Source organism: Providencia sp. 2.29 (assembly GCF_015832305.1).
Taxonomy (GTDB): Bacteria; Pseudomonadota; Gammaproteobacteria; order Enterobacterales; family Enterobacteriaceae; genus Providencia; species Providencia stuartii.
This window is the reverse complement of the sequence record NZ_CP065420.1, coordinates 2,419,166-2,437,720: the sequence shown is the minus strand read 5'-3', so window position 1 is coordinate 2,437,720 and position 18,555 is coordinate 2,419,166. Positions and strand designations below refer to the sequence as shown.

Sequence of the window (18,555 nt, the reverse complement as noted above, 5' to 3'; positions counted from 1 at the left end):
TTTTGTCACATAACTATTTTATAGCGTGTTATATTTCCAGACTTGGGTTTGTCGGTTTATTAAGTGGAGTGAGTAATGAGTAAATTACGGGTAGGTGTCATTTTTGGTGGTAAATCAACAGAGCATGAAGTGTCATTGCAGTCAGCGAAGAACATCATTAATGGTCTTGATCGCGATAGATTTGATGTATGCTTAATCGGCATTAACAAACAGGGGCATTGGCATGAATATGATGAAGCTGATTTTTTAATCCATGCAAATGATCCCGCTCGTATTGCACTAAGTACGCCAAAACGCAGTATCGCTATTATCCCTGGTAAAACAACCCAGCAATTTATTTCCCTTGAAGATGCTCAGCCACTCCCTCAAATTGATGTTATTTTCCCCATTGTGCACGGTAATTTGGGTGAAGACGGCTCTTTGCAAGGGTTATTGCGTATGGCTAATTTACCTTTTGTTGGCCCAGGTGTTTTAGGCTCTTCAGCCTGTATGGATAAAGATATCACTAAGCGATTACTACGCGATGCGGGGCTACATGTTGCACCTTTTATTACGCTGACAGCGTCGGATCGCACTGAAGCCAACTATGAAGCGGTTGTTAAACAATTAGGCCTCCCATTATTTATTAAACCGGCTAACCAAGGCTCTTCTGTTGGGATCAGTAAAGTGACTAATGAGTCTGAGTTTAAGGCAGCATTGGATTTCGCTTTCTTGTTCGATATGAAAGTCTTGATCGAAAGTGCAGTGAAAGGCCGTGAGATAGAATGTGCGGTATTAGGGAACGAACAGCCATTGGCAAGTCCATGTGGCGAAATTGTTCTACATGATAGTTTCTACGCTTATCACACCAAATATATCGATGAAAATGGTGCGTCTGTGGTAGCACCAGCGGATTTAGATGTTGAAGTGAGTGATAAAATACGGGAAATTGCATTACAGGCTTATCGTGCACTCAATTGCAGTGGTATGTCTCGCGTTGATGTTTTCTTGACCGAAGATAATCACGTTATTATCAATGAAATTAATACACTACCAGGGTTTACGAATATCAGTATGTACCCTAAATTGTGGCAACAGGGCGGAATGACATATCAAGCGTTGATCAGCCGCCTTATTGAACTAGGCATTGAAAAATATCAACAAACCATTGCTTTAAAAACAGCGTGTGATGTTAATTAATTGACTAATATCGCGGTATTTTATTAGCGTGCGATGTCACGCTAATAAAACATCGGTTAGTTTATGCCTTAATCTCGGTGATGCTGCGCAACATTTTTTTGCAGGTGCGTTAAGAATAACTGGGTTTCTTTTGGCGTCGTTAATCGAATAAAACGTATATGTTGATACTGTTTATCCGCCATACTGGCTATCCTAGGCCATTTACTTTTGTGATAGGTCGTTATCATCCATATTAGGATGGAATCACGACTAAAAAAGACATTTTTCCACGACTCATAATTCCCTGTATCCGGCCAAAGCTCTTGTTTGCTTCTGATCCGTGAGAACACTCGACGCACCGATTGATAAAGCGTCCGTAAGAATGAGTAATCAAGCCAAATCACCAGCTCAACCTCTTTCCATTTAATGGGTTGTGTCCGGGTATAGTTACCATCAAGTACCCAGCCGTTTGGTGCATTTTGCAGGGCTTGCGATAATTTCTTATACAATTGCTCATCGGTTGCGGGTTGCCAATTTTTTTGCCAATGAAGAGCATCCATTTCTATATATGGAACAGCGTAAAGTGACGCTAATTGCCGGGCAAAGGTGCTTTTACCACTGCCACTACAGCCAATAACATTAATTTTCATGAGTTAAATCATTTTATGGTAGATATGCCGTTCAGGTTTACTGAAGGGTAAAGTTGCACAAAAGCGTTCTGGAAAACGAAGCTTATCAGTGAATTATTCTATTTGATCAAACAAAAAATGCTCAATGTCTTGATGTCACTATTCAGGCAAAACATAAGCAGTACCAACTTATGGTTCAAGAAAAGCGGCATTGGTTTTAACGTAAGAGACTCACAAGGTGCATGGTGATAACGACACCCACACCTTGTTTATTGCGATAAGAGATCAAACTATGCGTGATGTTACTAGTACTTTTGCTGCCGTAGGGGCTAATTGCCAGCCTAATAAATTACTTGCACCAGACATAGTTAATATAACGGAATAAAGGTTCAAATCCGAACTTTTTGTATAGGTCGAAACCGGCTTCTGAGGCATCAAGGAAGCAGTGTTCAACACCTTGTTGATGACAAAATGCTAACGCATAAGCGATTAATTGTGTCGCGTAGCCTTTCCCTTGGTGTGTTGGCTCCGTACCAATATCATCAAAACGTGCAAGGCTACCTTCAATAGTGACGGTCATCGATGTTGCTGGCTCTCCAGCGACTAAGAGGACAAGATGAAATTGTGGCGCACCTTGCAATAAAGCATCTTCATGATAGCGGACATATTCATTGACAACCTTATCGTGTTCATCCGAAATATAAAACGCAGAGACTAAAGGCTTAGCCCACAATGAAAGGTCATGGTTCGCAAACACAATATCCACTTGATTTTCAGGCAGTTCTACAGGGAGTTGTTTATCAAGTGATAATGCCATTGCTGTTGTGACGCTGTCACGTTTGTAGCCTAAGGCGAGTGCCTCATTGACAATATCTTGCTGCATTTCTTCAGGAACAACCAGTGTATGATTTTTCTTTTGTGCAACAAAAAGGTGATGAGCCTGCTTAAATGCTTGAATCGATGATTCAGGTTGAAGATAAATAAAGTTAAATACAGGCGAGTTTAGAGGGGTAAGGTAACATATAGTATGTTGTTCGATCTGGATACTGTGCTCACAAATCGATGTCCAAAATGTTTTTTCGATGGACTGATAATGCCTTAAGTAGTAGAGCGGAATATTCATGTTTCAGTTACCTGACGCAAAGCGTGTTAATCGATAGGGGCTAAGTGCTGTCTGCTCTATGCCATGTATTATTTCATCTTGTGCCAAATGGCAAATTAATGGTGCAAGTGTGATAGCAGCGTGCATACTAATAATATATAAACCACTGAAATCAGCAACTTTACCGACAATTGGCATCTCATCCTGTGGCATAGGTCGCATTCCTATGAAAGCATTTTCTAAGCGTAATCTATTTGTACCTATAAATGAATTTTGAATAACGGATAGCGCATTTTGTGCGATATTCACTGCACTATGCTCGGGGCGCTCATCGATGTAATCCTCGGTACAACATAATTAGATTGAAATCATCGGATAGAATGATTTTGTATAAGCACCTTAATAGAGATTAAGGTGCATGTTTAATTATTGGGTTAGTCAGGGCGTTTTAAGGTGAAAATCTTATTTAATTGTCAGCTTTAGACTCTCACCAATTTAGAGACAAACGCAATAATGACTAATAATGCGGCGATCGTGAGTAGAGCGGTCGCTAATGTAAACTGAAAGGCAACAAAACCAATGGCGGCGGGGCCTGCTAAAATACCAAGATAACCCAGTGTGGATACAGCAGGAACAGCTAACGCTTCAGGCATCGTATTTTGCTTACCTATCGATGAAAACATCACAGGTACAATATTAGAACAGCCAGCACCAACCAGCGCATAACCTATAATTGCGATGGATAAGTAAGGTGATAATACCGCGATCATAAAGCCTATACAGGCTAAAAGAGCGCCCCAGAACACCACCCGCGCAGAGCCGACACGCATTACTATTTTATCTCCAGTTAAACGGCCAATTGTCATTGTTGTGGCGAAGGCTGCAAAGCCCAATCCACCAAGGGATTCTTCTAGACCGTGGTGCTCGATTAAAAATACGGCACTCCAATCTAGTACCGTACCTTCCGCGAGGAAAATAGCAAAGCAAATAATACCAATGACCAGAACAATACCTTTGGGTATCGCGATAAGAGGGCCGGTTGGTGCATTGGCATAACTTAAAAAACCTTTGAAGCTGATAGACAGCAACAGTAACGAAACCAATGAAATAATAATTGCAGCAGCAATTGGTGGTGTACCCATTAATAAAATGGCACTCATAGCACCAGCCCCTACAATTCCACCTACACTATAGTAACCATGAAAACCCGATATGATGGGCTTCTCAGAAGCTTTGTCTACAATCACTGCTTGTATGTTCATGGCACAATCTGTTAGCCCAATACCGACACCAAAAAGCAATAAGCCAACAATCAATATACCGATATGTGATATTGCAGGGAGTAAAGGGAGTAGCAAGCAAAAGGCGATGGTCGAGGCCACCATTAGTTTACGACAGCCAAATTTTGCAGCAATAGCCCCGGTTAAAGGCATCGCGACCAGCGCACCGACACCAAAGCAGAGAAGTAATAATCCAAGTGTGGCGTCATTTGCGCCCGTATTGGCTTTGACAAAAGGGACAATTGCTGCCCATGAAGCGGTCGCAAAACCTGCAATAAAAAAGATAATCCGTGTTGCCACTTGCTCTTTTTTGGCTGGTGGCGTAGTCGGTGTTGTTTCTAATAATTCAGGAGATAGAGTCATTTTATCAATATATTTAGTTTAGTTATTAAATTATCTATGATGAAGAGTATCTAAAAGTGGATCATCTAATATCGGGTGGCGTATTTCCCTTTTCTGTCCATTTCTTCTTATCAGTGCGATGGCCCATTTGTCAGTCTATATAATAATAAAGGTTAAAGGATCAATATGATAGGGTTCTCATGCGAAACCAAAAAAATATTATCTATACTTAGCTATATTGATTTTGAAAAATAGCACGGTATCTCGAATGAGATAGAGATAATCAGTATGGCATTGTGGTTATATGTATTAAATTTATGACTTAGGGAAGTATATTAGGTATTAATAGCGCCTAGTTAAACAAGATTAATCAATTAATGTGTTCGATTACTGTTAGATACAATACAAGTTGATCATTCAGCGTTAAGGCGTGTTTTTAGAAAAAATAGGTCACGACCACTTGCAGCCGTGCCACGAAAATTGTTTCACAATAGAATATCAGAATGCAAAAGTCCCAAGTGCTGACAACAGAATTTAGTCAACAAAATAAAATAATAATATATGATAACGAGTATGCAATATTCAGCATACCTTTATACATTAGCGTTTTCTCAGCATAATGAAATATTAAATTTCATTATGCTTTTACCTAATTTTATTTAGTTGAACTTTATTCAGAAGACAGCATTTTTAGTCCATGTTTAGCGCACTCTGATGTCTATAATCATGTCGTTATATTTTATGATTATAAATACGGTAAAAAATGAAAATAGGCTCTGTTATTTTATTATTAGTGGCTTTTACACTCACGGCTCATGCAGAAAAGGGTCCTGAGTTACAAAAAATTCAGGATAAACAAGGGAAAGAGATACATTACTACATAATAAAGCAAAGCGATAAAACAGCAAAAAACGTATTAGTGTTGATCCAAGGCTCTGATTGCAAAAGTGTTATTAATAACACTAAGATGATAAAAAATTTTGGCGCGGCATTTCCTAATAATGATATTTTACTGGTTGAAAAAACGGGATTAGATAGCCAAGTTGGAAAAAATGAGGATGGAGCATTAGTCGAAAATTGTCCTGTTGATTATATGAAAAATGATTCTCCATTAGAAAGAGCAGAGAATTATTTATTTTTAATTGGGCATTTAAAAAACCATTATCAACATATTATTTTGCTTGGAGGAAGTGAAGGGGCGGTAGTGACAAATTTAATTGTTTCTAACACGGATATGATCCAAGCCTCCATCTCATTGAATGGTGGCGGTCAGTTTTTTATTAACGATGTTATTTATAATATTGAAAAAACATTGCCTAATGAAGAAGTCGCGCAATCTATTGAAGGTTTTAAACAATTCGCTAAATCTGTAATACAAAATAAATTAGATGATAACCAATTTCCGAGTGAACATGGGGAAAAGTGGTGGCGTGAAATGCTAACAGTGAATAACCAAAAACTGCTTCAATCGATAAAAACACCTCACTTAGTGATTCAAACAATGGATGATATCAATGTAGATCCCCATAGTGTTGTGCGAATGATGGGGAAAATTAATAATCCACAGGTATCGTTTAAAACATATCAGGGGTTAGATCACTTTTTCCTCGATCAAGAAGGAAAGTCACAAACAGAATTGATTGTGAAAGATATTAACGAGTGGTATCAAACCATAAACTAACTACTGTTTTAACGCCTCCTCCAAAAAACCTTCCGGGGAGGAGGTTCATTATCAATACGCTAATCAAGATAGTCTGTTAGGCGTTTGCAAAATAAACACCGCCAATCTAATACAGTTTTCACTATTTTTATTTTTTAGTGGCATTGAAACCATGGCAGTTGCTCTTTTTACAGATAAAAAACATAGAAACCTTGTTTTAAATAATGATTAAAAATGGTTGATGTAGGAATGAGTAGCCATCAATCCACTATTCAACAATAAAGCTGTGGTAACGAAAAAGGGGGGTAAACCCTAATTTTTTGTAGATAGATAACCCATCGCTTGATGCCTCAAGAAAACAACGTTCGACCCCATTTTGCGTGCAGGTTTTTAAAGCATGTTTAATCAATAAGGTTGCCAACCCTTGACGCTGATATTGTGTATCTGTACCGATATCGTCTAGGCGAGCCATGCTACCGTTTAAGGTTAGAGTTAACGCACTGACAGGGGTATTGCCATGAAATAATACATAGTGTAGAAGTTGCCCCTTTCGCTGTAAGGCTCTTTGGTGATAACGGATATATTCGTTGATGACTGTTGGATCATCCTCACTGTCAGGGGCTGCAAACGCGGTAATTAATGGCTGTGCCCATTCAGTCAGCTGTTCATTACTTAAGGCAATCCTATAGCCTTCAGGCAGTAAACAGTCAGTATGATCCACCATCTTTGATGAGGTTAGTACCATTGCCGTTGTTTCCCCATCACTTTCATACTGGTTCTTAGTCATAATTGGCGCGAGCTGTGGCAACACTTTTTCATGTACGACAAGGACATAAGGTTTTTTTTGTTCAAAAAACAGTGCACTGCCTGCTTTAAAATCAGCGATTGATGCGCCGGAGTGTAAGTAGATAAAACTAAAGGCGGGAATAGGAAGTTCAGAGAAATATGCGATAGCTGTATCACTGATGCTTACGGTATTTTTGCAAATTCCTGACCAGAAATGACGCTCTTGTTGATAAAAACACAGCTCATTATTTTTCATTCAATTATCTCATTTATCAGTCTTATTATCCTAAAAGCCAGTCTACAAGAAGCGGATTTTCCTTAATAGCGTGCCTCACCAATAGCGCATTTTTAGACCTATAATTTTGCTATTCTGTACAGTGGATCTGAAAAATACTATACTCCCCCTATGTATATGATGGATGACTAACGATGCCACATTCACCAAAAGAAAAAAAAGCGGTTCTGACTCGGGTCAGGAAATTAAAAGGACAACTGCTGGCACTGGAATCGGCTCTAGAAGATGAAGTGGAGTGCAGTGCTGTGTTGCAGCAAATTGCGGCAATTAGAGGAGCGGTCAATGGGTTGATGGCGGGGGTTTTAGAGAGCCATCTACGAGAAGGATTACAGGAGTCTGCAACTACGCAGAGCCAAAAAGAGTCAGTTGATGACGCTATTTCTCTTATTCGAACATACCTGCGTTAAAAATAAGGAATCAATATGAAATCACGTGCAGCGGTCGCATTTGGGCCTGGGGAACCACTGAAAATTGTTGAAATTGATGTGATGCCACCTAAGGCGGGAGAAGTATTAGTAAAAATTAGTCATACCGGTGTTTGTCATACTGACGCATTTACCTTATCAGGGGATGATCCTGAAGGCTTATTTCCTGTTGTGTTAGGCCATGAAGGGGCAGGTGTCGTGGTTGAGGTCGGGGAAGGTGTCACAAGTGTAAAACCAGGTGATCACGTGATCCCTTTATATACGGCAGAGTGTGGCGAATGTGTATTTTGTCAATCAGGTAAAACAAACTTGTGTGTATCCGTTCGCGCAACACAAGGTAAAGGTGTTATGCCAGATGGTACAACCCGCTTTTCTTATAATGGCCAACCGCTCTACCATTATATGGGATGCTCTACTTTCAGTGAATATACCGTGGTTGCAGAGGTGTCATTAGCGAAAATTAATCCAGAAGCCAATCACCAAGAGGTATGTCTATTGGGTTGCGGAGTCACAACGGGGATCGGCGCGGTACATAATACAGCTAAAGTTCAAGAAGGCGATTCTGTTGCAGTGTTTGGCCTAGGGGGTATTGGCCTTGCCGTTATCCAAGGAGCAAGGCAAGCAAAAGCAGGGCGTATTATTGCAATTGATACTAATCCTGCAAAATTTGAGTTAGCGCGCCAATTTGGTGCGACAGATTGTTTGAACCCTAACGATTTTGATAAGCCGATTCAGCAAGTCCTTATTGAAATGACAGAATGGGGTGTTGATCATACCTTTGAATGTATTGGTAATGTTAATGTGATGAGAGCTGCGCTAGAGAGTGCGCATCGTGGTTGGGGTCAATCCATTATCATTGGTGTTGCAGGTGCAGGACAAGAAATCTCGACGCGTCCGTTCCAACTGGTAACAGGGCGTTCATGGCGAGGAACGGCATTTGGCGGTGTAAAAGGTCGCAGCCAACTTCCAGGAATGGTCGAAGATGCCATGAAAGGGGATATTGAGTTAGCGCCTTTCGTGACTCATACACTGCCTCTGGAAAAGATTAATGAAGCCTTTGACTTAATGCATGAAGGTAAATCCATTCGTACAGTGATCCATTACGATTAATTGTCCGCAAGCCCGAGATGTCGGGCTTATCTTACATTCAAATTGATAAGGAGATTGTATGGAAAGGATTGAACGTCACGCCTGTTTTGGCGGCTGGCAAGATGTCTATCAGCACCATTCTACCGTATTGAATTGCGATATGAGGTTTGCGGCTTTTTTACCTTCTGAGGCAGCGAACAAACAATACCCGGTTATTTACTGGTTATCGGGTTTAACTTGTAATGAACAAAACTTTATTACAAAAGCTGGCGCACAGCAGTTTGCAGCAGAGCATGGTGTTATTTTGATCGCACCTGATACCAGCCCTCGAGGTGAACAGGTTGCTGATGATGAGGCATATGATTTAGGGCAAGGTGCAGGGTTCTATTTAAATGCAATAAGAGAACCCTGGGTTAGCCATTATAAAATGTATGACTATATTGTCTCCGAACTGCCCGCATTGGTCGAAGCGAACTTACCCGCCAATGGTAAACGTGCCATTTGTGGGCATTCTATGGGGGGACATGGTGCATTGATGATTGGCCTACGTAACTCAGACCGTTACTGTAGTTTATCGGCTTTTGCGCCAATCGTTGCTCCCACACAAGTACCATGGGGGCAAAAGGCATTTTCTGCTTATCTAGGTGAGGATAAATCGCTTTGGTCTCGCTATGATACCATCAATTTATTGAATGAGGCGCAATCGACACCACCGATGTTGGTTGATGTGGGAACGGCAGATCCTTTTTACCAAGAACAATTACAACCTGAATTATTTGATGAAGTGTGCAATCGTAAACGCCATAATTTCACATTGAATTTACGTGAAGGCTATGACCACAGCTATTATTTTATTGCTAGCTTTATTGGTGATCATATTGCATTTCATGCACGTTATCTTAAGTCGTAATTATCGGTTGGTGATGAAATTGTCATCACCAACCCCTATTTTTTATACAGGGATTTGATGTGAATACAGTGCCAGACACAATCACGTTTTATGAGCGGCTGCTACCTTTGGTTATCTCAGGTAAAAAAGTCATTACTATTCGTGATCAACATGAAAGCCATTACGTACCGCACTCAGTTGTTAAGGTGTTTGCTCTTGAAACGGGGAAGTACTATACGGATATAGAAATCCTCTCTGTTGAACCGATCGATTACGATGATATTTCGGAGTATCACGCAACACAGGAGGCGATGACGCTGGATAATTTAAAAAGCCTTATTCGTGAAATTTATCCAACAGAGCAATCACTGTTTGTTATCCATTACCGTTTAGTGGAATAGGATTAATTGAACGAAAAGATTGAGATAGCTTTATTTTTAAGCACATGTTTGGAGGGCAATTAAATGGTATTGAGGAGAGGCTATTTAAGGAAAAAGCCCCTCATACCGTGGTTAAAAATTATTTTTGGCGTGCGGCGACGCGTTTTTTCATATCATTGAGTCGCTGCATCAAGGCTTCGATTTCTTCAGAATAAACGTCAGTAAACTCTTTATCGAGTACAGTGATTTCATCATCATAGACTTCGACAAAGGCACCATCTTTGCGAACACCCCATACATGATTACCGTCACCATAGATTGTGAGTAAAGGGAGAACATCTGTGATTTCAAAACGCTCAACAAGCTGTTTATAAGCTTCTAAAATACTTGCCCATTCAGGGAGATCATCGGTATCTATACCAAGGATCACTACACCACAATGGAATGTCCATGCAGGAGCCACATCAAATAATTTTGCTTCAGGCCATACAGACTCTTTGGCCATAATGCATAGCCCATTGGTTTTCATTGAGAATGTGGCGAATTCTTCAGGAATTTTAATCCCCGTTGATGTCTCAATAAAAGAGACAGCTTCTGCCGTTGGTGGAACTGAGGCAACGGCGTGAAATTCTTCTTTATTGATGGGCTTTAATGCCTTCCAAATTTGCTCATGAAATTGTTCTGGCGTCATGACAAGCTACTCCTTTCTCTATGATTTGTCGCGCAAATTTTATTATATAAAAAACAGAAATCATGTAGGCAAGTTCCGAATGACCCATCGTCGCAATAAGCTCCCTTTTACTTGAGTGAAAATGTGGTTTTCATTATCGTCCACTAAGCAAACTAGATTACTTTCCCCATAATAAACTCAAGGCTTTGTTGAGTATGGCGGGTAAATATAACCTCTTTGAGTTTATGCATGCCATTTGCTTGATAAAAACTGAGCGCCGAGTGGTTATCAGCGAGAACATCTAACCATAATAGGGTATCACCATGCTGCTTAGTCAGAGCTTCAATCTGCTTAAATACGAGGGAGCCATTGCCTTGCCCCGTTTGGCTAGGTAAAAAGTAGAGCTTATTGAGTTGGGTTCCCTGAATTGTTTCATCAGGGATAGTGGAATGGTAAGTTAATTTGACTAACCCGATAGGTTGGGAATTCTCAATCACAAACCACTCAATATTCGATTGCTGCATGTCACTTATAATTTTAAAGGGAGAGTATTCATGATAAACATAGCTGGCTAGCTCATCTGCATTTTTCCATCGCTTTGCAAAGTGATAGAGGTAGCTTTCCATGCCTATCTTATAGAGTAATTGTGCGTCTTGTTCTGTCGCTTTTCGGAGTATGATTTTCATAAATATATTATTTTTCAGATTGTTAATATTATAAGTACATCATAGCAAGCATTTCTTCATCATCTTCATCTAACCCAATCTCTTGAAAACCAAATGATGAGTAAAATGATTTTGCGACGCTATTTTTAGGGTTATAGCAAATTTCAATGGCTTGCAATGAATTATCTTGCTTAATTTCTGCTAGGGCTAACGCCATTGCTTGACGGCCAATACCATGATTTTGATGTGACTTATCAATCATAAAGCGCCAAATAGCAACGGTGTTATCTGATTTCGGTACCCACATAAAAAAGCCTACGGGGGTATCACCCAGATAAATGCCTCTAGTGACATACTCCTTATTATATGCTGCTTCAAGCAGAGACCATGTATTTGAAGCAACAAAATCTTCTTGTTCTTCAAACACCTCAAGTAATGATATTGCTTCGTAATTTTCTTTGGTTATTGTACGTAATTGAAGATTCATCTTTGCCTCCCATATCGAATAATTAGTCTATACAACTCATTATTCAATGCCTACAGAAACGTCCGTATAGCGCATTTTTGGCGCGAAAAAAGAGTGAGGAGATGAACAGGTTGGCTGATTGACGGTGTTTAACCATGGCGCTTCTTATTTGTTTAAGAAGCGTAAATCTAGGTGAATACCGCTGATTTATAGATCAATTGATGTTGGGAACGTTGTTTTGCATAGGGGATATGAAGGGGATTATCAGCCTAAGTCAATCGCGGTAAATGAGAAGACGGCTCACAATAGCATGAGCCGTTTTTAATTATTGATTAACTATTTTGTTGATTTCGGGATAAGCAAATAGGGCTGGTGCGCCCCCTGTATGCACAAACAGAACCGGCGTTTTTTCATTTGAGTTTTCTAAATAATCGATTAAACCAGCCATTGCTTTGCCTGTATAAACAGGATCTAACAAAATTCCCTCACTGCGAGCCAGTAGGGTGATAGCGTTTAGGCCTGCTTGATTTGGCATGCCATACATAGGTTCAAAGAATCCATCCCAGAGCGCTATTTCTGGCGTTTTTAAAATAGCGAGTAGTTCAGCTAATTCCCGCTGTATTTTTTCAACTTTTGGTGCCTGATCTTGCTTAAAGCGTGACACTGTCACGCCTATAACTTGAGAGTGAGGTAACAGCTCTTGTAGGCCGATAGCCAGACCTGCATGGGTGCCCGCGCTGCCCGAAGCCACAATGACTTTATCAAACTCCACTTCTAAAGGCTTTTGTTGAGCAATTTCGATGGCACATTGAACATAGCCAAGAGCGCCAAGGGCATTAGAGCCACCGACAGGAACAATATAAGCATCTTCTAATGCTAATGTTTGAATGAGTTCTTCCATTTGAGCTTGAGGGTCGGTTAAAGCCTCACACATGACAGATTCAGCCCCAAATAGATTGGTCAGCAATTTATTGCCGTTATGCAAAAAATTAGGGTCGTCACTTTGTATAGGGTTCTCCAGTAAAGCAATACATCTTAGCCCATACATAGCCGCAACTGCCGCCGTTTGGCGCACATGATTAGATTGAATTGCACCTGCGGTAACAATCACTTTTGCCTTTTTCTCTAATGCGTCAGCAATAAGAAACTCTAATTTTCGTAGTTTGTTTCCTCCCATCGCGAGAGGCGAAATGTCATCACGTTTAATAAAGATCTCACGACCATATACACGAGATAAGTTTTCAAGTCGTTCAAGGGGAGTCGAGCTTTTGTTCAAACTCAACTTGGTAAATTGGGCTAGTTTTTGTTGTAGTGACATGTCAACTTCCTCGGAAACTAATGTGAAAAACCTAAGTATAGATAAATAGCGAGTACCATACTTGCAGTGACTAATGCATAGGGCATTTGTGTTCGAATATGCTCAATATGATCACAATCTGTCGCCATTGACGCGACGATCGCATCAGCGGAAATGGGTGAGGTCATATCACCAAAGATTGATCCAGAAATGGCGGCACCTATCATATATTCAATAGGCATACCGACGGATATCCCTAGCTGCACGCCAATAGGGATCATAATGGCAAAGGTGCCCCATGAAGTTCCTGTTGCCAACGACATAATGGCGCTAATGATAAAAACAAAGCCAATAGAGAAGCCGGGAGCCATCACCCCTTGTGTGACGCTGGCAATATAAGTCCCTGTATTTAGCTCCGCTGAAACATTCCCCATTAAAAAGGCTAAGATCATAATTGAGCTGATTTTTAGCATATTGGCATAGCCAATGAATAATTCTTGAAAGAAATGCTCAATATTGAGCAATCGACGCCCAATAAACCAGCAAAAAGAGACAGCTGTACCAAACATGACTCCCCAATAAACGGACGTTGAGCCACTTCCTTTACTAAAATCACCATCACCAGTGATATACAAGGCAACGGGAACCATTAATACAGTTGAAAGGATAGGAATGAAAAAGTTCAAAACGGAGTGAGCATTGGGATGATCAATAATATCCGTTTCGTCATCTGCGTCATGCTGCTGAGAATCGGCTTCCACGGTATGATTAGCCTGATATCGCATCTCAGCCTTTTTCATTGGGCCCCAAGATATATTCGTGAATACGTAGAATAAAATAGTGGCAAGCGACAACCAAGCCATCAAATTATAACCGATTGATTTAATCAAAATATCAAAAGGTTCACCAGTGATAAGCCCTTGTGAGATCTGGACGCCAATTAATCCCATAATCACTGCCCCCCAACCGTTGATAACCGCGGAAGAGCAAACAGAAACACAAGCGGTTTGGATGATATAAGACATTTTTTCCGGTGCGACGGCGTATTTGCGTGCGAGGTTTTTAGTCGAAGCGCCTGCGACTAGCTGATTAATGGAGCTTTCTATGAAAATTAATGAGGTGATCAAAATAGCCAAAAGTTGAGTGGTGACTCGGTTTTTGACTAGCTGTGTCCGATTGGAAAGTAGTTGGACTAATGCGCGAACGCCTCCCGTGACTACAACTAAGCGCATAATTCCACCAATCATCACCATAAAGACTATCGTGCGTGTATTTCCCGGTGATGCGAAGGTATCAATAACGCCATCGACAGTTCCTTTGATCCCAAGCAATATATTGTGGTCATGAATAACGGTAAAGCCGACCAAGATCCCTAGCATGAGCGAAAGCATGACTTGGCGGGTGAGGATCGCCAACAGAATAGTGACGATGGGAGTAATAACTGTCCAAATACCATAATCTTGCATGTGGTTACCTATTTGCAATGAATTTTTTATTTTAAAATTATAATTATCGAAAAATCATAGCACTGATAGGTAAGATTAATGAATAGATAACTGTTTATTCGCAGCGTTTTGTAACAAAAAAGTCGGCATGAATCGACCGGAAGTGTATAAAAATGATAGTTATAGGCAAAAGAGCCATTAGGCAATAGCTCTTTTACTGTTGTTTATGAACAAAGAAATTATGTGCGGTTTTTCCATTCTTGATAAGTGATCCGACTTATTTCTTCAATTTTCGTTTCACCTATTAATTCCATGTATTTGGGTTCAAGGGTGCCGTAATGGGTTAATCCGCATTTTTCTTGAACGGCTTTAGATTGCAGATTGCCTTGAAAATAACCACTCCATAAGTTCTCTAATTTTAAATCGGCAAATCCGTGGCGAATGATCTCGCGAACCGCTTCAGGGATTAAGCCTCGCCCCCAGAATGGCACTCCTATCCAATAACTGATTTCAGCATCGTTTTTTCCGATAGGTAATTGGCTATCAGCCTGCATGGATAGACCAATTAAACCAATAGCACGGTTATCTTCTTTTAAAGCGACAGCATAAACTTCGTCACGCATAAACATCGTTTTGATGATGGAGCGGCTTTCTTCAACACTTTTATGAGGGGGCCAACCCGCGATAGGTCCAACACGTTCATCTTTCGCGTATTCATACAAGTCGTTAGCATCGCTTTCTTGCCAAGGGCGCAAAATTAGCCTTTCAGTATAAAGTTTCATCGAGATTTTCCTTATTGTTTTCTAGATACTGCCTATTTTAGGTATTTTTGTGATAGAAATAAGCGCAAAACCTCGTTACTTTAGGTACTTTTGCCAACACATTATCCATATTGACGCTCACAGAGGGCCTGCATGCTGAACTCATTTAATCACCGATATTGTGTACCTCATGTTATAAGCAAGGGGGAGACAACGTTGGTAAGATCACAGTTAACGCCACTTGTACCAACCTATGTCGCCGTATTGATTTGTAAAAGAGGAAGAGCCGTTTTTAATATTAATTTTAAAAAATATGTCGTAAAAGCAAATGACATCATTGTGTTGTATGACGATACGTTTGTCATGGTGCAACAGTGTTCAGGGGCTTCTCTGTTTGATTATTTTTTACTTGAAAAGGATTTTGCAGTTGATGTCGCTTTTCAGTTACCAAATCCACTGTTTGCATTTTTTAATGCGTCACCGGTGCTATCTGTGGAGCAAGCTGATTTGGCTGCGTTACAGCAATGGCAAGCGTTATTCGATTTTATTATTCAACAACAGGGCGAATACGTAACGACCATGTTATGCCATCATGTGCAAAATTTCTTTCTATTGATAGCCAATAAAATGCCACCAACACCCCTTAAACAAAAAGCACAACAAAGCCGTAAAGAACAGTTGTGCTGGCGTTTTTGGGATATGATCACACAGTATTGTAAAGAGCATCGAGACGTCCAATTTTATGCACGGAAATTAGCCGTCACACCATTTTATTTGTCTCAAATCACCAGCGATTTTTTTAATGATACCCCAAAGGCGTTGATTGATAGGCAAGTTGTGCTCGAAATCAAAGCGTTGTTAGGTGGTGGAGATAAATCAATCAAAGAAGTGGCGGCGCAACTCAACTTTGAGGACACCTCTTATCTCTGTCGATATTTTAAACGGCATACAGGGCTAACCTTATCTAATTTTAAAAAAGGTCATCGTCGTGATGTTACTGACTAATCAGCTTGTCTCAATCTGCGTGCCATGCTTTTTCACAAAATCAATAAAACAGCGTAACCTAGGTGAAACCGCTTGGTTGCGATAGTAAACAGCATGAATAGGTTGTTTTACCTCATCGGTCTGTTCAGTTAGAACCTGCACTAATTGGCCATTTGCGAGTGCCTCATAGCTAACGAAATCAGAAGAAAGTAAGATCCCACAGCCTTGAACCGCTAAGTGGAATAACACTTCACCGCTGGCTGCGGCAATATCTGGCGTTATTTTAAGTGGTGTGCCATCTGCCATTTTTATCGGCCAAATATTTAATGTTTCCGGAGCAGTAAAACCTAGCAAACGATGGTGAATTAAATCATCAACGCAGCTGGGAACACCATATTTTTTGAGATAAGCAGGGCTAGCAAGTAGCCGTTTTTGACTATAACCAATTAATGTTGCATTTAATGATGAATCTTTTAGAGAGCCGATCCGAAAGGCGACATCTGTTTTTTTCTCTAATAGGTTAGTAAACCCTTCAAAATTAGTAATTTCTAACTCAATTTGTGGGTACTGCTCACTAAATAATGGGAGCAAAGGTGCTATTACACGGGTTAAAAAAGGCGTCGACGCATCAATACGCAACTTCCCAGATGGAATGGTTTGACGTGCTGATAACATCTCTTCGGCTTCTTGAGCAAGCTGGACTATCTCTCGCGCCTTTTGCAAAAATGCTCCCCCTTCATCACTGAGTTTAATTTTACGTGTTGTGCGATAAATCAGGGTTGTTTGTATTTTTTCTTCAAGCCTAAGAAGGGTACGACTAACTGTTGATATTGTCATATTCAACTGTTCTGCCGCTGCGGTAATAGAGCCGCAGTCAACCACGCTAATAAATACTTGCAACTCTTCAAAGGTCATTTTCATTTTTGCAATTCCGGCAAAAGTTTTTCTCACCTTAACGGCTTTTTCATGACACATCAATATGAAAAGATCACGCCACTTTAGTGTACTCAATAAAAAATAAGTATTTATTAGCAAGGTCTATTTATGAGAATCAATGTCGCACTTTTTGCATTATCGATAGGTGCATTCGCTATCGGCGTAACTGAATTTTCCCCGATGGGGATGTTGCCTTATATTGCCAGCAATTTGGATGTGGCTATTCCTTCTGTCGGATCAATTGTGATTATTTACGCGTTAGGTGTCATGATTGGTGCTCCTATAATGACATTGGTATTAGTTAAATATCGCCCTAAATACGCACTGATCTTACTTATGTCTATATTTACCATAGGTAATTTATTATCTGCGATGTCACCTGATTTAGTGACGCTGTCACTTTCTCGATTGGTGACTAGCTTAAATCATGGTGCATTTTTCGGGTTAGGGGCAATGGTTGCCGCGAGTGTTGTTCCTCCTGGTAAGCAAGCTAGTGCAATCGCTGCGATGTTTATGGGGTTAACGATCGCCAATATAGGTGGAGTACCTTTGATGACAAAACTGACCCAAGTCATAGGGTGGCGACAGGCTTTTTTGGTCATTTCAGGGTTAGGCGTTATCACACTCATTAGTTTAGTCTTGGCGTTACCTCGCCATTTAAAGGGTCAAGTTGTCAACGTTCGGGCTGAATTGCGTATTTTACGAAAACCCCAAGTGATGTTAGGCATGTTAAGTACGGTGTTAGGAGCTAGTGCGATGTTTACCTTGTATACTTATGTCGCACCGATGTTAATGCAATTTATTGATGCTTCTGACTCAATGATCACACTAATGCTGGTGATTATCGGTGTCGGTTTTTCTATCGGTAACTATCTTGGTGGGCGATTTGCGGATCGCACTTTATATGGAACATTGTTTGTGTTCTTTGGCATGTTGGCCTTAAGTATGGTTATTTTCCCAATGATAGGTACGACAACAATAGGTGCCGGACTAGGGTTAGCCCTGTGGAGTATTTTTAGTTTTGGCATTGTTCCCCCTTTGCAAATTTTAGTCATGAAAGCCGCGGTTGGGGCGCAAGCGTTAGCATCTTCGGTGAATGTAGGCGCTTTTAACCTCGGTAATGCGATTGGTGCAGCGATTGGGGCTAGCGTATTATCATTCGGCTACAGTTACTCAACGGTGAGTTATATGGGAACGTTAGTCGCATTATTAGGTATTGTGGTTTTATGGTTGAAAGTACGTCAAAACTTACGAAAAGAAAGTACTCAGCCAGCGGTCTGCATCTGTGACTAATGC

At 40.5% G+C, this 18,555-nt stretch carries 20 protein-coding genes; 8 read left to right on the top strand and 12 right to left on the bottom strand.

Annotation, left to right across the window (positions count from 1 at the left end; all coding sequences use genetic code 11):
- The first annotated feature begins 75 nt into the window (after window positions 1-75).
- Window positions 76-1,179, top strand: a complete 1,104-nt coding sequence (gene ddlA / locus I3B46_RS11200; RefSeq protein WP_004919748.1) for a D-alanine--D-alanine ligase — start codon at window positions 76-78, stop codon at window positions 1,177-1,179.
- Between the two features lie 68 nt (window positions 1,180-1,247).
- On the opposite strand, the gene I3B46_RS11195 is transcribed toward ddlA, so the two are convergent.
- The 4 genes from I3B46_RS11195 to I3B46_RS11180 all read right to left on the bottom strand — a co-directional run bounded on the left by I3B46_RS11195 (window position 1,248) and on the right by I3B46_RS11180 (window position 4,532).
- On the bottom strand, window positions 1,248-1,808 hold the full coding sequence (locus I3B46_RS11195) for an adenylate kinase (RefSeq protein ID WP_053110207.1): 561 nt from the start codon (window positions 1,806-1,808) through the stop codon (window positions 1,248-1,250).
- Window positions 1,809-2,136: 328 nt separating this feature from the next.
- Window positions 2,137-2,910 (bottom strand): GNAT family N-acetyltransferase, encoded by a 774-nt coding sequence (locus tag I3B46_RS22420; protein ID WP_060561007.1) that lies wholly within the window; start codon window positions 2,908-2,910, stop codon window positions 2,137-2,139.
- Window positions 2,911-2,913: 3 nt separating this feature from the next.
- Complete coding sequence (locus tag I3B46_RS22415; protein ID WP_014658347.1) at window positions 2,914-3,102, bottom strand: FAD-binding oxidoreductase; 189 nt, start codon at window positions 3,100-3,102, stop codon at window positions 2,914-2,916.
- A gap of 266 nt (window positions 3,103-3,368) precedes the next feature.
- The gene (locus I3B46_RS11180; protein WP_104873478.1) at window positions 3,369-4,532 is read right to left on the bottom strand and encodes an MFS transporter; all 1,164 of its coding nucleotides are present in this window, start codon (window positions 4,530-4,532) and stop codon (window positions 3,369-3,371) included.
- 742 nt (window positions 4,533-5,274) lie between these two features.
- Between I3B46_RS11180 and I3B46_RS11175 the strand changes: the two genes are divergently transcribed.
- Entirely contained in the window at window positions 5,275-6,192 is a 918-nt protein-coding gene (locus I3B46_RS11175) for an acyl-CoA thioester hydrolase/BAAT C-terminal domain-containing protein (protein ID WP_014658348.1), read from the top strand.
- Window positions 6,193-6,439: 247 nt separating this feature from the next.
- Here the strand turns inward: I3B46_RS11175 and I3B46_RS11170 are convergent, their stop codons facing one another.
- A complete protein-coding gene (locus I3B46_RS11170; RefSeq protein ID WP_104873479.1) occupies window positions 6,440-7,213 on the bottom strand; it encodes a GNAT family N-acetyltransferase in 774 nt (257 codons plus the stop codon).
- Window positions 7,214-7,386: 173 nt separating this feature from the next.
- Between I3B46_RS11170 and frmR the strand changes: the two genes are divergently transcribed.
- From frmR to yqfB, 4 genes are read left to right on the top strand one after another with little or no spacing between them, the layout of a single operon-like run.
- Window positions 7,387-7,659 (top strand): formaldehyde-responsive transcriptional repressor FrmR, encoded by a 273-nt coding sequence (gene frmR / locus I3B46_RS11165; RefSeq protein ID WP_004919776.1) that lies wholly within the window; start codon window positions 7,387-7,389, stop codon window positions 7,657-7,659.
- A gap of 15 nt (window positions 7,660-7,674) precedes the next feature.
- Entirely contained in the window at window positions 7,675-8,787 is a 1,113-nt protein-coding gene (locus I3B46_RS11160; protein ID WP_004919779.1) for an S-(hydroxymethyl)glutathione dehydrogenase/class III alcohol dehydrogenase, read from the top strand.
- A gap of 58 nt (window positions 8,788-8,845) precedes the next feature.
- The gene (gene fghA, locus I3B46_RS11155; RefSeq protein WP_104873480.1) at window positions 8,846-9,676 is read left to right on the top strand and encodes an S-formylglutathione hydrolase; all 831 of its coding nucleotides are present in this window, start codon (window positions 8,846-8,848) and stop codon (window positions 9,674-9,676) included.
- 59 nt (window positions 9,677-9,735) lie between these two features.
- Window positions 9,736-10,056 (top strand): N(4)-acetylcytidine aminohydrolase, encoded by a 321-nt coding sequence (gene yqfB, locus I3B46_RS11150; RefSeq protein ID WP_036940233.1) that lies wholly within the window; start codon window positions 9,736-9,738, stop codon window positions 10,054-10,056.
- Window positions 10,057-10,174: 118 nt separating this feature from the next.
- Here yqfB and I3B46_RS11145 read toward each other — a convergent pair whose 3' ends face one another.
- The 6 genes from I3B46_RS11145 to I3B46_RS11120 all read right to left on the bottom strand — a co-directional run bounded on the left by I3B46_RS11145 (window position 10,175) and on the right by I3B46_RS11120 (window position 15,360).
- Window positions 10,175-10,726 (bottom strand): hypothetical protein, encoded by a 552-nt coding sequence (locus I3B46_RS11145; RefSeq protein WP_053110205.1) that lies wholly within the window; start codon window positions 10,724-10,726, stop codon window positions 10,175-10,177.
- A gap of 152 nt (window positions 10,727-10,878) precedes the next feature.
- Window positions 10,879-11,391, bottom strand: a complete 513-nt coding sequence (locus I3B46_RS11140) for a GNAT family N-acetyltransferase (protein WP_004919788.1) — start codon at window positions 11,389-11,391, stop codon at window positions 10,879-10,881.
- Window positions 11,392-11,419: 28 nt separating this feature from the next.
- On the bottom strand, window positions 11,420-11,857 hold the full coding sequence (locus I3B46_RS11135; protein ID WP_004919790.1) for a GNAT family N-acetyltransferase: 438 nt from the start codon (window positions 11,855-11,857) through the stop codon (window positions 11,420-11,422).
- Between the two features lie 304 nt (window positions 11,858-12,161).
- Window positions 12,162-13,154: a D-cysteine desulfhydrase gene (locus tag I3B46_RS11130; RefSeq protein WP_004919792.1), complete on the bottom strand. Its 993-nt coding sequence runs from the start codon at window positions 13,152-13,154 to the stop codon at window positions 12,162-12,164.
- A gap of 17 nt (window positions 13,155-13,171) precedes the next feature.
- Window positions 13,172-14,599, bottom strand: a complete 1,428-nt coding sequence (locus I3B46_RS11125) for a Na+/H+ antiporter NhaC family protein (RefSeq protein ID WP_004919795.1) — start codon at window positions 14,597-14,599, stop codon at window positions 13,172-13,174.
- Window positions 14,600-14,817: 218 nt separating this feature from the next.
- The gene (locus I3B46_RS11120; protein WP_004919796.1) at window positions 14,818-15,360 is read right to left on the bottom strand and encodes a GNAT family N-acetyltransferase; all 543 of its coding nucleotides are present in this window, start codon (window positions 15,358-15,360) and stop codon (window positions 14,818-14,820) included.
- A gap of 195 nt (window positions 15,361-15,555) precedes the next feature.
- Between I3B46_RS11120 and I3B46_RS11115 the strand changes: the two genes are divergently transcribed.
- Window positions 15,556-16,344 (top strand): helix-turn-helix domain-containing protein, encoded by a 789-nt coding sequence (locus tag I3B46_RS11115; RefSeq protein WP_230085216.1) that lies wholly within the window; start codon window positions 15,556-15,558, stop codon window positions 16,342-16,344.
- Here the strand turns inward: I3B46_RS11115 and I3B46_RS11110 are convergent, their stop codons facing one another.
- On the bottom strand, window positions 16,345-17,244 hold the full coding sequence (locus I3B46_RS11110; protein WP_169342271.1) for a LysR family transcriptional regulator: 900 nt from the start codon (window positions 17,242-17,244) through the stop codon (window positions 16,345-16,347). It lies immediately after the preceding gene.
- Window positions 17,245-17,367: 123 nt separating this feature from the next.
- Between I3B46_RS11110 and I3B46_RS11105 the strand changes: the two genes are divergently transcribed.
- Window positions 17,368-18,552, top strand: coding sequence for an MFS transporter (locus I3B46_RS11105; RefSeq protein WP_014658358.1), 1,185 nt, complete (start codon window positions 17,368-17,370; stop codon window positions 18,550-18,552).
- Window positions 18,553-18,555: the final 3 nt, after the last annotated feature.

What these genes read in the sequence shown, in the direction of transcription:
- ddlA (WP_004919748.1), top strand. Translation starts at nt 76, where the DNA reads ATGAGTAAATTACGGGTAGGTGTCATTTTTGGTGGTAAATCAACAGAG.
- I3B46_RS11195 (WP_053110207.1), bottom strand. Translation starts at nt 1,808, where the DNA reads ATGAAAATTAATGTTATTGGCTGTAGTGGCAGTGGTAAAAGCACCTTT.
- I3B46_RS22420 (WP_060561007.1), bottom strand. Translation starts at nt 2,910, where the DNA reads ATGAATATTCCGCTCTACTACTTAAGGCATTATCAGTCCATCGAAAAA.
- I3B46_RS22415 (WP_014658347.1), bottom strand. Translation starts at nt 3,102, where the DNA reads ATGCCACAGGATGAGATGCCAATTGTCGGTAAAGTTGCTGATTTCAGT.
- I3B46_RS11180 (WP_104873478.1), bottom strand. Translation starts at nt 4,532, where the DNA reads ATGACTCTATCTCCTGAATTATTAGAAACAACACCGACTACGCCACCA.
- I3B46_RS11175 (WP_014658348.1), top strand. Translation starts at nt 5,275, where the DNA reads ATGAAAATAGGCTCTGTTATTTTATTATTAGTGGCTTTTACACTCACG.
- I3B46_RS11170 (WP_104873479.1), bottom strand. Translation starts at nt 7,213, where the DNA reads ATGAAAAATAATGAGCTGTGTTTTTATCAACAAGAGCGTCATTTCTGG.
- frmR (WP_004919776.1), top strand. Translation starts at nt 7,387, where the DNA reads ATGCCACATTCACCAAAAGAAAAAAAAGCGGTTCTGACTCGGGTCAGG.
- I3B46_RS11160 (WP_004919779.1), top strand. Translation starts at nt 7,675, where the DNA reads ATGAAATCACGTGCAGCGGTCGCATTTGGGCCTGGGGAACCACTGAAA.
- fghA (WP_104873480.1), top strand. Translation starts at nt 8,846, where the DNA reads ATGGAAAGGATTGAACGTCACGCCTGTTTTGGCGGCTGGCAAGATGTC.
- I3B46_RS11145 (WP_053110205.1), bottom strand. Translation starts at nt 10,726, where the DNA reads ATGACGCCAGAACAATTTCATGAGCAAATTTGGAAGGCATTAAAGCCC.
- I3B46_RS11140 (WP_004919788.1), bottom strand. Translation starts at nt 11,391, where the DNA reads ATGAAAATCATACTCCGAAAAGCGACAGAACAAGACGCACAATTACTC.
- I3B46_RS11135 (WP_004919790.1), bottom strand. Translation starts at nt 11,857, where the DNA reads ATGAATCTTCAATTACGTACAATAACCAAAGAAAATTACGAAGCAATA.
- I3B46_RS11130 (WP_004919792.1), bottom strand. Translation starts at nt 13,154, where the DNA reads ATGTCACTACAACAAAAACTAGCCCAATTTACCAAGTTGAGTTTGAAC.
- I3B46_RS11125 (WP_004919795.1), bottom strand. Translation starts at nt 14,599, where the DNA reads ATGCAAGATTATGGTATTTGGACAGTTATTACTCCCATCGTCACTATT.
- I3B46_RS11120 (WP_004919796.1), bottom strand. Translation starts at nt 15,360, where the DNA reads ATGAAACTTTATACTGAAAGGCTAATTTTGCGCCCTTGGCAAGAAAGC.
- I3B46_RS11110 (WP_169342271.1), bottom strand. Translation starts at nt 17,244, where the DNA reads ATGAAAATGACCTTTGAAGAGTTGCAAGTATTTATTAGCGTGGTTGAC.
- I3B46_RS11105 (WP_014658358.1), top strand. Translation starts at nt 17,368, where the DNA reads ATGAGAATCAATGTCGCACTTTTTGCATTATCGATAGGTGCATTCGCT.